The sequence below is a fragment of the Enterobacter sp. H2G27 genome, from assembly GCF_054403075.1.
Genome location: NZ_JBSVSI010000001.1, coordinates 4493033 through 4504934, shown reverse-complemented (window position 1 = coordinate 4504934; position 11902 = coordinate 4493033). Strand labels below are relative to the sequence as shown.

Sequence of the window (11902 nt, the reverse complement as noted above, 5' to 3'; positions counted from 1 at the left end):
CGCATAAAACTCAGAATTTTCCAAACGAAGACTTTTGGACAATGGGAGTCACACTCAATTTACAGGGAATACGAGGAACTGATGCCGTCAAAAATTAACTGGATTGATAACCTGCGAGGAATAGCGTGTCTGATGGTGGTCATGATCCACACAACGACCTGGTACGTCACGAATGCCCACAGCATCAGCCCCGTTAACTGGGATATCGCCAATATTCTCAACTCTGCGTCACGCGTCAGCGTGCCGCTGTTCTTTATGATTTCCGGCTTTCTCTTTTTTGGCGAGCGCAGCGCGCAGCCAAGGCACTTCATCCGCATCGCGGCCTGCCTGGGGTTTTACAGCTCCGTTGCCCTGCTCTATATCACCCTGTTTACCTCAATAAACGCCGGACTATCGCTGAAATACGTGCTGCAAAAACCGGTGTTCTACCACCTGTGGTTCTTCTTCGCCATTATCGTTATCTATCTGGTCTCCCCGCTCATTCAGGTGAAAAACGTCAGCGGGAAAATGCTCCTGGCCCTGATGGTGGTGATTGGCATCATCGCCAACCCGAATACGGTTTCGCAGAAAATCGACGGATTTGAGTGGTTGCCGGTGAATCTTTATATCAATGGCGATACCTTTTACTACGTGCTTTACAGCATGCTGGGGCGCGCCATCGGGATGATGGACACGCAAAAACGCGGGCTGAACTGGCTCTGCGGGGCGCTGTTTATCGCTGGCGTGGCGGTGATTTCACGTGGGACGCTGTACGAGCTGCAGTGGCGTGGTAATTTTGCCGATACCTGGTATCTCTACTGCGGGCCGATGGTCTTTATCTGTGCCGTATCGCTGCTCACGCTCGCCAAAAACACCCTGAATGCGCGTCCCCTTCCCGTACTGAGCGTCATTTCACGACACTCTCTCGGGATTTACGGTTTTCACGCGCTGGTGATCCACGCGCTTCGGACACGAGGCGTCGAGCTTAAAACCTGGCCGGTGCTGGATATCATCTGGATTTTTGCCGCGACCCTGGCGATCAGCCTGCTGCTGTCGATGCTGCTGCAAAAAATAGACGTTCGCCGCTTCGTCAGCTAACGCTGCGCTGCCGGGCGCGATGGTACTGGCGCGGGGAGGAAAACCCTGCCGCCAGGGAAGCCTGCTCCACGCCGCGCCCGTGCAATAGCCACTGCTCCGCCACCGCCAGACGCAGCTGTTCCAGATAATCGCGAACGCTAATGCCTAAATGAGTCTGGAAAAGCCGGGTGAGATGGCGCGGGCTGACGTGCGCCAGCGCGGCGATGTCAGGCAAGCTCCACGCTTTTTGCGGCTCGGCCGTGAGCGCATCCTGCGCCCGATGGATCGCCGGATGAAGATGATTGCGGTAGCGCAGCCACGGGGATAGCTGGGGATCGTCACCGGAACGGCGGAACCAGACCACCATCTCGCGCGCCACACTCAGCGCCTTTTCGGGACCGCACAGGCGGTTAATCATATGCAGCGCCAGATCGATGCCCGACGTGATCCCCGCGCTGGTCCAGATGTTCTCGTCCTGCACAAAGATGCGGTTTTCTTTAATCGTCGCCGAGGGGGCTGCGGTGCGTAAACGGCTGATAACGTCATGGTGGGTTGTACACTGCCGGTTGTTCAGCAGGCCCGATTTCGCCGCCAGCAGCGCGCCAGAACAGACGCACATCACCGTGATATCCCGGCGCTGAATGGCCGGCTGCAGGCGCATCAGCCAGTGCTGTATCCGTAACGCCTGCGGCGTCGAAAACTGAGCGCGGGAGTCACTCACGCCGGGCAATACCAGCAGGCTCCCCTCTGGAAGACGTTCCGGCAGCGGCTGAATGCCGCTCATCGTCAGACCTATCGATGTCGGAACGTCAGGTTGCGGGCCAATGTAATGCAGACGAAACGCGTCGCCAGCCAGCACAAAGGTCTCTGCCGGGCCCGTCATATCTAATGACAGCACCCCGGGCAACATGACGAACCAGACGTCGATGCTCATTACAGTGACTCCAGCGTCTCCGCTACCGTTTTAATTTCGGCAAAACGCCCGGACAGTACCGTTTCGGTACGGTGGCGAATTTCCGCTGCGCTAAGGGTTATCCCTTTGTACGTCATGGGAAACGTCAGCGTCGCCTCGCTTACAAAGGTCACAGCATAACCCAGATCGGATGCCACCCGGGCGGTGGTTTCACAGCATTGTTCAGTGCGAATGCCGCAGATAATCAGCTGGTTGATATCACGCTCGCGCAGCCAGCGGTCAAGCCCGGTATCCGTGAAGGCATTATGGACGTGTTTCTGAAAAACCACATCCGGCTGATGACGCAAAAAGGCCATCGGTTTGACATAGCCGCTTTCCAGGGTGAAAGAACCGTCTTCATCCACGTGAAAAATATCAACGACCGGGATATTACGTGCCTGGCAGCCATCAATCAGCCCCAGCATCGCCTGCTGAAAGGCAGGGATCTCGCTTTCCTGCCAGTAATTGCGGTGATGGAAGGACTGCTGAGTATCAATATTGATGAGTGCAATACGTGACATGATGAATCTCCTCGCCGGTGGGTGTGACACCATACTGGCAAGGAAAGGAAGGCACGCACAGACCAAAAAAGGACATCCTCGTGCCTCTCCCGGACAAGCGTATTTACGACATCAGCGGCAGCAGCTGCTGGTAGATTTTACGGAATACCGCGCGCCTTTCCGCGTACCGCGCATGGTTTACCGCGTTCGGGAAATGCGCCTGCTCAAGGGTAAGCTGCGGCAGCAGTTGTGAAAGCGGTTTTTCCGGGTTCACAGCAATCTGCGCCAGACGCGCGGCGCCGAGCGCGGGGCCAACATCCCCTCCCGTGCGGAAATCCAGCTGCAACCCGCTGATATCCGAAAGCATTTGTCGCCAGTAAGGGCTTCGCGCACCTCCGCCAATCAGAGTGACGCTCGTCGGTTTCAGGCCGCAGTCGTGCACCACGTCCATCCCGTCGGCCAGCGCATAGCCCACCCCTTCCAGAACTGCACGCGCCAGTTCTGCCGGACCATGCTGATGGGTTAAGCCAAAAAACACCCCTTTCGCTTCCGGGTTGTTGTGCGGCGTACGTTCGCCAGAAAGATACGGTAAAAACCAGACGGTACCGGCATTTTCATCCGCCTGCTGTGCTGCGGCAATCAACGCAGGAACATCGGCCATCCCGGTCAACTTCGCCGCCCAGTCCAGGCAGGACGCAGCGCTCAGCATCACCGACATCAAATGCCATTTCCCAGGAAGTGCATGACAGAAACTGTGCACCGCGCTTTCGGGATTGCTGCGATAGCCGTCACTGACGGCAAAATAGACGCCAGACGTTCCCAGCGACAGCATCGCCTGACCCGCCTCAACCATGCCGACGCCCACGGCACCCGCGGCATTGTCACCGCCCCCGGCAACCACCGGTACGGCAGGCATATTCCAGCGTTCCGCAACGTCCGGCAGCAACGTGCCTGTTACCTCGCTACCTTCGAACAGCCCGGGCATGTGTTCCCGGGTTAGATGGCAAGCATCCAGCATCGCCTCGCTCCAGTCGCGTTTCGCCACGTCGAGCCACATCGTGCCTGCGGCATCGGACATGTCGGAAGCAAAATCGCCCGTCATACGAAAGCGCAGATAGTCTTTCGGCAGCAGAACTTTCGCCACCTGACGGAAAATCTCAGGCTCGTGTCGCTGCACCCACAGCAGTTTGGGCGCAGTAAAGCCGGGCATCATCAGGTTGCCGGTAATTTCACGAGACGTGGGTACATGCGCCTCAAGAAGCGCGCACTCTTCCGCACAGCGGCCATCGTTCCAGAGAATGGCGGGTCGCAACACGCGATGCTCGCTATCCAGCAAGGTTGCACCGTGCATTTGCCCGGCAATCCCCAGCGCTTTAACGTCGCGCAGGCTATGCTGCTCACCTAAAGCTTTGAATGCACGATCCGTTGCCTGCCACCACTGCTCCGGGTCCTGTTCCGACCACAGCGGATGCGGACGTGAAACATGCAGCTTTTCTGTCTGCGTTGCTAACACCTCGCCCTGCTCGCTTAACAGGATGGCTTTCACACCCGATGTGCCCAGATCAATCCCGATATACATTGCGGTGACTCCTTTGACAGAAATGCCCGGTGGCGCTTCCGCGTACCGGGCCTGGATGCTGTTATTTATCGAACAGGTAGTGATTAACCAGATTTTCCAGCAGTTCCTGGTGCCCGCTCTGGTGCTGCGGCGCCAGCTGATGTTGTTCAGCGTACTTCGCGATGTCCGCAAGCGATAACTGCCCTTTCAAAATTTGCTGGCCCAGCTCACTGTTCCAGCCGCTGTAGCGCTTCGCCACGCGTTTATCCAGCTCGCCGTCTTCAATCATACGTGCCGCCACTTTCAGCGCCAGCGCCATGGTGTCCATCGCGCCAATGTGGCCGTAGAACAGATCGTATTTGTCGGTGCTCTGGCGACGCACTTTGGCGTCAAAGTTCAGGCCACCGGTGGTGAAACCGCCCGCTTTGACGATCTCGTACATCACCAGCGCATTCTCTTCCACGCTGTTCGGGAACTGATCGGTGTCCCAGCCCAACTGCGGGTCGCCGCGGTTCGCATCGACCGAGCCGAAGATGCCCAGCGCAATCGCAGACGCGATCTCGTGGTGGAAAGAGTGGCCCGCCAGCGTGGCGTGGTTGGCCTCAATGTTCACTTTGATCTCTTTTTCCAGACCGAACTGCTTCAGGAAGCCATACACCGTCGCCACGTCGTAGTCATACTGATGCTTCGTTGGTTCCTGCGGCTTCGGCTCGATCAACAGCGTGCCGCGGAAGCCAATTTTGTGCTTGTGGTCGACAACCATCTGCATAAAGCGGCCAATCTGCTCGCGCTCCTGACGCAGATCGGTGTTGAGCAGGGTTTCATAGCCTTCACGGCCACCCCACAGGACATAGTTCTCGCCACCCAGCTGATGCGTGGCGTTCATTGCCGTCACAACCTGCGTGGCCGCCCAGCTAAACACTTCCGGGTCCGGGTTGGTTGCCGCACCCGCGCCGTAGCGTGGGTTAGTGAAGCAGTTTGCCGTGCCCCAGAGCAGCTTTACGCCGCTTTGCTGCTGTTTTGCTGCCAGTACATCCACCATCTGTGCAAAGTTGTTCAGATACTCTTTCAGCGATGCGCCTTCCGGCGACACGTCGACGTCATGGAAGCAGTAGTACGGCACGTTCAGTTTGTGGAAGAACTCAAACGCAACGTCGGCTTTGCGCTTTGCCAGTTCGATGGCCTCACCCGGCTGCTGCCATGGGCGATCAAAGGAGCCCACGCCGAACATATCGGCGCCATTCCAGCAGAAGGTATGCCAGTAACAGGCGGCAAAGCGCAGATGATCTTCCATGCGCTTACCCAGCACCAGCTCATCCGGGTTGTAGTGACGAAATGCTAAAGGATTGGTCGTTTTCGGGCCTTCGTAACGAACACGATCGAGTTGGTCGAAATAAGCTTGCATATTGAGCTCCATAATCAGGGTATGCGGCGAGTCGTTGATACAGGAGTAATAGTGAATAGACATTTTGGGTTGCTCAATTACGTTATTTCACACTGCTATTGAGAGAATGCACAACTGTGCGCTGGCTCGCAAAATAATGCGCAGACAAACTATTTTCGGCGCATATTCCAGAATCAAATGTAATTAAGACGTTACGTATTTTAAAATCCGATCGTGGTCATAAATTCAGAAATAAACCAAATATCATAATGCGAAGATAAAAATCTGTAATTGCCAGCCCGCCTTTCCGCGTTAAAAATTTGCTGCGTCCCAGCAGTGAATGTTTCTTTTATCTCAGCAACATATACCCCTACAAAAAGGCCAAATAATTATGAAGATAAAGAACCTGACTCTAACGCTCTGCACTACGCTCCTCCTTGCAAGCTTTGCAGGACATGCCAAAGAGGTCAAAATTGGCATGGCGATTGACGACCTGCGCCTGGAGCGCTGGCAAAAAGATCGCGATATTTTTGTTAAAAAAGCAGAATCCCTCGGCGCCAGCGTGTTTGTTCAGTCGGCTAACGGCAACGAAGAAACACAAATGTCGCAGATTGAGAATATGATCAACCGTGGCGTCGATGTGCTGGTCATTATCCCCTATAACGGCCAGGTATTAAGTAACGTGGTGAAAGAAGCCAAACAGGAAGGCATTAAAGTCCTGGCCTATGACCGCATGATTAATAATGCGGACATTGATTATTATATTTCGTTCGACAATGAAAAAGTCGGGGAATTACAGGCGCAAAGCCTGATCGACAAAGTGCCTCAGGGCAATTATTTCCTGATGGGCGGCTCTCCGGTGGATAACAACGCCAAGCTGTTCCGCGAAGGGCAAATGAAAGTCCTTAAGCCGTACATCGACAACGGGGAAATTAAGGTGGTCGGCGATCAGTGGGCCGACGGCTGGCTGCCAGAAAACGCGCTGAAGATTATGGAAAACGCGCTGACGGCCAACAACAACAAAATTGATGCGGTTGTGGCTTCCAACGATGCCACCGCAGGCGGTGCTATCCAGGCCCTGAGTGCACAGGGGCTGGCCGGTAAAGTCGCCATTTCAGGACAGGATGCCGATCTGGCTGGCGTAAAACGCATCATCGCAGGCACCCAAACCATGACGGTCTACAAACCGATTACCGAGCTTGCCAATACGGCGGCGGAAATCGCCGTGGAACTGGGCAATGGCAAGCAGCCTAAAGCAGACGCAACGCTAAATAACGGACTGAAAGACGTTCCGGCTCGCCTGCTCACCCCTATTGAAGTCAATAAAGAGAACATTGACGCCACCGTCATTAAAGACGGCTTCCACAAGAAGAGCGAACTGTAATCCGGCGCGTCCCCTGCTTTGCGGGGGCGCATCACGTTGTACTGTTCTTCCCTCGGGTTATGTGGAGCAGTTATGCCTTATTTACTTGAAATGAAAAGCATCACCAAGCGCTTCGGCACGGTGAAAGCCGTCGATAACGTCAGCCTCCGGTTGAACCCCGGCGAAGTGGTTTCGCTGTGTGGCGAGAACGGCTCGGGCAAGTCGACGCTGATGAAAGTGCTGTGCGGGATCTACCCGCACGGCAGCTACGAAGGCGAAATCGTCTTTGCCGGTGAAGTTATCCAGGCGACTCACATTCGTGATACCGAACGTAAAGGCATCGCCATCATCCATCAGGAACTGGCGCTGGTGAAGCATCTCACCGTGCTGGAGAACATTTTCCTCGGGGCCGAAATTTCCCGCCACGGCGTGCTGGATTACGACACCATGACGCTCCGCTGTGAAAAGCTGCTGGCGCAGGTGAGCCTCAGCATTTCACCGGATACCCGCGTGGGCGACCTGGGCCTTGGGCAACAGCAGCTGGTCGAAATAGCGAAAGCGCTCAATAAACAGGTCAGGCTGCTGATCCTCGATGAGCCTACAGCCTCGCTCACCGAACAGGAAACCGCGGTTCTGCTCAATATCATCCGCGATCTGCAAAACCACGGCATCGCCTGCATCTACATTTCACACAAGCTGAACGAGGTTAAAGCCATTTCGGATACCATCTGCGTGATCCGCGACGGGCAGCACATCGGCACGCGTGAAGCCGCCGGGATGAGCGAAGATGACATCATCACCATGATGGTAGGGCGCGAGCTGACGGCGCTCTACCCGAATGAGCCTCACACCAAAGGTGATGAAGTGCTGCGCGTGGAAAACCTGACCGCGTGGCACCCCGTTAACCGCCATATCAGGCGCGTCAATAACGTCTCGTTTTCTCTGCACAGCGGCGAAATTCTCGGTATTGCCGGGTTAGTCGGCGCCGGGCGCACGGAGGCCGTACAGTGTCTTTTTGGCGTGTGGCCGGGGCGCTGGGAGGGCACGATTTATATCGACGGCCAGCCGGTGAAAATCGACAACTGCCAGCAGGCGATCGCCCGCGGCATTGCCATGGTGCCGGAAGATCGCAAAAAAGACGGCATCGTGCCGGTCATGGCGGTGGGGAAAAACATTACGCTGGCGGCGCTCGATCGCTTCTCCGGCGCGCTGAGCAGCCTGGACGATGCCGCAGAGCAACAGTGCATCCTCCAGTCACTCGCCCGTCTGAAGGTCAAAACCTCCTCTCCGGAACTGGCGATTGGTCGCCTGAGCGGCGGCAACCAGCAAAAAGCCATTCTGGCGCGCTGCCTGCTGCTTAATCCACGCATATTAATCCTTGATGAACCGACGCGCGGGATTGATATCGGTGCCAAATATGAAATCTACAAACTGATTAATCAGCTTGTACAGCAAGGGATTGCCGTCATTGTCATTTCGTCTGAGTTACCCGAAGTGCTCGGCCTGAGCGACCGCGTGCTGGTCATGCATGAGGGGAAACTGAAAGCCAACCTGATTAACCAGAACCTGACGCAGGAGCAGGTGATGGAAGCCGCTTTAAGGAGCGAACGTCATGTCGAAAAGCAATCCGTCTGAGATCAAAGTCGCCGTTCCAACGCCCGGTGCGTTCGCAGGGCTAAAAGCGCTGAACCTGCAGGTCTTCGTGATGATCGCGGCCATTATCGTCATCATGCTGTTCTTTACCTGGATGACCGATGGCTCGTACTTAAGCGCGCGAAACGTCTCCAACCTGCTCCGCCAGACCGCCATCACCGGCATCCTGGCCGTGGGCATGGTGTTCGTGATTATCTCCGCGGAGATCGATCTGTCGGTCGGGTCGATGATGGGACTTCTCGGCGGCGTGGCGGCGATTTTTGACGTATGGCTCGGCTGGCCTCTGCCGCTGACCGTAGCGGTCACGCTGGTGCTGGGTCTGGTTCTGGGGGCCTGGAACGGCTGGTGGGTAGCCTATCGTAAAGTGCCGTCGTTCATTGTCACCCTGGCGGGGATGCTGGCCTTCCGCGGGATCTTAATCGGCATCACTAACGGCACCACCGTCTCCCCGACCAGTGCAGCCATGTCGCAGATTGGCCAGAGTTACCTCTCAGATAGCGTGGGCTTTTCCATCGGCGTGGTGGGATTGCTGGCGTTTGTCGCATGGCAGTGGCGTGGACGCATGCGCCGTCAGGCGTTGGGGCTCGCTTCTCCGGCGTCAACGTCGGTGGTGGGGCGTCAGGCGCTCACGGCGGTCATTGTGCTGGGCGCCATCTGGCTTTTAAACGACTACCGCGGTGTCCCGACACCCGTCCTGCTGCTGGCACTTTTACTGTTGGGCGGTATGTTTATGGCGACGCGCACCGCGTTTGGCCGCCGTATTTATGCCATTGGCGGCAACCTTGAGGCTGCTCGGCTTTCGGGTATTAACGTCGAACGCACCAAACTCGCGGTCTTCGCCATTAACGGCTTGATGGTCGCTATCGCCGGGCTGATCCTCAGCTCAAGACTGGGCGCCGGCTCTCCCTCCGCCGGTAACATCGCCGAGCTGGATGCTATCGCCGCCTGCGTCATTGGCGGTACCAGCCTCGCAGGGGGTATCGGTAGCGTGGCGGGCGCGGTCATGGGGGCATTTATTATGGCGTCGCTGGATAACGGGATGAGTATGATGGACGTCCCGACGTTTTGGCAGTATATCGTCAAGGGGGCAATTCTTTTACTGGCAGTCTGGATGGATTCGGCCACCAAGCGACGGGCCTGATAACGGTATTGTGACTTAATTAGGAAGTGAGCCATGTTTGAAAAGCGTCACCGCATTACGTTGTTATTCAATGCCAACAAAGCCTACGACCGTCAGGTGGTGGAAGGTGTGGGTGAATATTTGCAGGCGTCGCAATCCGAATGGGATATTTTTATTGAAGAAGATTTCCGCACCCGTCTGGAGAACATCAAAGACTGGCTGGGCGATGGCGTTATCGCCGACTATGACGACCCCGTCATCGAACAGTTGCTGACCGACGTCGACGTTCCGATTGTGGGCGTCGGCGGCTCCTACCATTCGCCCGAACACTATCCTCCAGTTCACTATATTGCCACCGATAACCATGCCCTTGTCGAGGCCGCGTTTCTCCATTTAAAAGAGAAAGGCGTCCACCGCTTTGCGTTTTACGGCCTACCCGCCACCAGCGGCAAGCGCTGGGCCGTTGAGCGTGAACACGCGTTTTGCCAGCTGGTCGCGCAGGAGAAGTATCGCGGCGTGGTCTATCAGGGGCTGGAAACCGCGCCGGAAAACTGGCAGCACGCGCAAAACCGCCTCGCTGACTGGCTGCAAACGCTGCCGCCGCAAACCGGTATCATTGCCGTAACGGACGCGCGTGCGCGCCACGTGCTGCAGGTCTGCGAACACTTACATATTCCGGTGCCCGAAAAGCTGTGCGTGATTGGCATTGATAATGAAGAACTGACCCGCTATCTGTCCCGCGTGGCGCTTTCCTCCGTTGCCCAGGGCACTCGTCAGATGGGCTATCAGGCGGCGAAGCTGCTGCATCGCCTGCTCGATAAAGAATCTCTGCCGCTTCAGCGCCTGCTGGTGCCTCCTGTTCGCGTCGTAGAACGTCGTTCAACCGATTATCGCTCCTTAAGCGACCCGGCCGTCATTCAGGCCATGCACTATATTCGCAACCACGCCTGCAAAGGGATTAAGGTCGATCAGGTGCTGGATTCGGTGGGTATTTCGCGTTCGAATCTGGAGAAGCGTTTTAAAGAAGAGGTGGGCGAAACTATTCATGCCGTCATCCATGCTGAAAAGCTGGAGAAAGCACGCAGCCTGCTCATCTCCACATCGCTGTCGATCAACGAAATCTCGCAGATGTGCGGTTACCCGTCGCTGCAATATTTTTATTCGGTGTTTCGCAAAGAGTATGACACCACGCCGAAAGAGTATCGGGATCGCCACAGCGAGGTGCTGATCTAGAAAAGAAAACGCCTTCCGGTGGAAGGCGTTTTTTTGAGATTACATATGGGCGGCGATTAAGCGCTGGTTATCCTGGTACATAGCAAACAGATAGTTGTTATAGCTCTGTCCCTTCGTCGAATACCCTTTCAGCTTGTGGATCATCGTACTGGCCGTCACTTCCTGGTCCGCTTTACGCAGCTGAGCGCGTGATTTACGGAACGATGAGTAGGCCGGGTGCGTGTTCAGATTCACCACATAGGCGCTAACGGAATCTTTCACGGATTCAAACTGCGAATAGCCTTTCACTTTGCCCGGCGCATTAGTACAACGGCCTTTCACGCATTTCATGCCGAAAAGGTTGTTGTTGCTACGCGCAAGCTTAGAAGTCCCCCAGCCGCTTTCGGCTGCAGCCATGGTCGCAACCATACTGCCTGGGATGATATCCACACGCTCAAGGAGAGCGTTCCACGGCACACGACGCGTGTTACCGTTCCAGCTCAGCTTGTAGCGCTTCGTGATATCCTTCAGACGCGCGCGCTCGGATGGCGACCAGCGGCTATCGTACTGTTTGGAAATCAGCCAGTTACGATCCGCAGTAATCGCGGCATTTTGACTCGTGATGTAAGGCATTACCGTCCGGAGAAACGCTTTTTTCCTTGGTGTTCCGGAAGGGTATTTTCGCAAATCAGGAAGTGAACTACTCTTTGCACTATTGCGAGAATACTCTTGTTTACTGCTAACCTTACTACTTGTCGTCTTTATTACGTGGGCTTTCTTACTCGTTGTATCCGTGTGCGTCTTCGCAAGCACCTCACCCGAAAATGCCGTGGTGAGTAACATGAGTATCGCAGCCCCATATCGTCGAATGGGAGTCGATATCATTAGGTCTCCTGGTCGGATGTAATCATCCTAACACCTTATTTTTTTCACAAATTTGAGAGCGGAATCTCAAATCATATCAAAAATAGACTTCAAGAGCACGTATAGAAATAGTCCAATTCCGAAACTATGTCACCTGAAACTTGCTCATAAAAACATCATTCCACAAAAACTGTGTGCGCTATCGCAGATAACTACCTAATTTTGCGCGAGATCACTCAT

General features: G+C 55.4%; 10 protein-coding genes. 5 read left to right on the top strand and 5 right to left on the bottom strand.

Going from position 1 to position 11902, the window contains the following annotated elements:
- Positions 1 to 81: 81 nt before the first annotated feature.
- Complete coding sequence (locus tag ACW9E7_RS21375; protein WP_458728343.1) at positions 82 to 1077, top strand: acyltransferase; 996 nt, start codon at positions 82 to 84, stop codon at positions 1075 to 1077.
- On the opposite strand, the gene ACW9E7_RS21370 is transcribed toward ACW9E7_RS21375, so the two are convergent.
- The 4 genes from ACW9E7_RS21370 to xylA form a co-directional block, all read right to left on the bottom strand.
- On the bottom strand, positions 1070 to 1990 hold the full coding sequence (locus ACW9E7_RS21370) for a GlxA family transcriptional regulator (RefSeq protein WP_302238288.1): 921 nt from the start codon (positions 1988 to 1990) through the stop codon (positions 1070 to 1072). The genes ACW9E7_RS21375 and ACW9E7_RS21370 overlap by 8 nt on opposite strands.
- Positions 1990 to 2529 (bottom strand): isochorismatase family protein, encoded by a 540-nt coding sequence (locus tag ACW9E7_RS21365; protein ID WP_458728342.1) that lies wholly within the window; start codon positions 2527 to 2529, stop codon positions 1990 to 1992. Before ACW9E7_RS21365 ends, ACW9E7_RS21370 begins: the two co-directional genes overlap by 1 nt.
- 103 nt (positions 2530 to 2632) lie before the next feature.
- Positions 2633 to 4087 (bottom strand): xylulokinase, encoded by a 1455-nt coding sequence (xylB, locus tag ACW9E7_RS21360; protein ID WP_458728341.1) that lies wholly within the window; start codon positions 4085 to 4087, stop codon positions 2633 to 2635.
- A 61-nt stretch (positions 4088 to 4148) separates the two neighbouring features.
- Entirely contained in the window at positions 4149 to 5471 is a 1323-nt protein-coding gene (gene xylA / locus ACW9E7_RS21355) for a xylose isomerase (RefSeq protein ID WP_458728412.1), read from the bottom strand.
- Positions 5472 to 5841: 370 nt separating this feature from the next.
- Here xylA and xylF point away from each other — a divergent pair, with 370 nt between their 5' ends.
- The 4 genes from xylF to xylR all read left to right on the top strand — a co-directional run bounded on the left by xylF (position 5842) and on the right by xylR (position 10819).
- A complete protein-coding gene (gene xylF, locus ACW9E7_RS21350) occupies positions 5842 to 6834 on the top strand; it encodes a D-xylose ABC transporter substrate-binding protein (RefSeq protein WP_458728340.1) in 993 nt (330 codons plus the stop codon).
- Between the two features lie 72 nt (positions 6835 to 6906).
- Positions 6907 to 8448, top strand: coding sequence for a xylose ABC transporter ATP-binding protein (locus ACW9E7_RS21345; RefSeq protein WP_115876672.1), 1542 nt, complete (start codon positions 6907 to 6909; stop codon positions 8446 to 8448).
- Entirely contained in the window at positions 8426 to 9607 is a 1182-nt protein-coding gene (gene xylH, locus ACW9E7_RS21340) for a xylose ABC transporter permease XylH (RefSeq protein WP_133293538.1), read from the top strand. Before ACW9E7_RS21345 ends, xylH begins: the two co-directional genes overlap by 23 nt.
- A 33-nt stretch (positions 9608 to 9640) precedes the next feature.
- Positions 9641 to 10819 carry a D-xylose utilization transcriptional activator XylR gene (gene xylR, locus ACW9E7_RS21335; RefSeq protein ID WP_021242460.1) on the top strand — a complete coding sequence of 393 codons (1179 nt, stop codon included), beginning with the start codon at positions 9641 to 9643 and terminating at the stop codon, positions 10817 to 10819.
- A 39-nt stretch (positions 10820 to 10858) separates the two neighbouring features.
- Here the strand turns inward: xylR and ACW9E7_RS21330 are convergent, their stop codons facing one another.
- Positions 10859 to 11683 carry a protein bax gene (locus ACW9E7_RS21330; RefSeq protein WP_111964332.1) on the bottom strand — a complete coding sequence of 275 codons (825 nt, stop codon included), beginning with the start codon at positions 11681 to 11683 and terminating at the stop codon, positions 10859 to 10861.
- Positions 11684 to 11902 lie beyond the last annotated feature (219 nt).

Bases quoted from the DNA above. Each gene is read 5' to 3' on its own strand.
- ACW9E7_RS21375 (WP_458728343.1), top strand. From the start codon at position 82: ATGCCGTCAAAAATTAACTGGATTGATAACCTGCGAGGAATAGCGTGT.
- ACW9E7_RS21370 (WP_302238288.1), bottom strand. From the start codon at position 1,990: ATGAGCATCGACGTCTGGTTCGTCATGTTGCCCGGGGTGCTGTCATTA.
- ACW9E7_RS21365 (WP_458728342.1), bottom strand. From the start codon at position 2,529: ATGTCACGTATTGCACTCATCAATATTGATACTCAGCAGTCCTTCCAT.
- xylB (WP_458728341.1), bottom strand. From the start codon at position 4,087: ATGTATATCGGGATTGATCTGGGCACATCGGGTGTGAAAGCCATCCTG.
- xylA (WP_458728412.1), bottom strand. From the start codon at position 5,471: ATGCAAGCTTATTTCGACCAACTCGATCGTGTTCGTTACGAAGGCCCG.
- xylF (WP_458728340.1), top strand. From the start codon at position 5,842: ATGAAGATAAAGAACCTGACTCTAACGCTCTGCACTACGCTCCTCCTT.
- ACW9E7_RS21345 (WP_115876672.1), top strand. From the start codon at position 6,907: ATGCCTTATTTACTTGAAATGAAAAGCATCACCAAGCGCTTCGGCACG.
- xylH (WP_133293538.1), top strand. From the start codon at position 8,426: ATGTCGAAAAGCAATCCGTCTGAGATCAAAGTCGCCGTTCCAACGCCC.
- xylR (WP_021242460.1), top strand. From the start codon at position 9,641: ATGTTTGAAAAGCGTCACCGCATTACGTTGTTATTCAATGCCAACAAA.
- ACW9E7_RS21330 (WP_111964332.1), bottom strand. From the start codon at position 11,683: ATGATATCGACTCCCATTCGACGATATGGGGCTGCGATACTCATGTTA.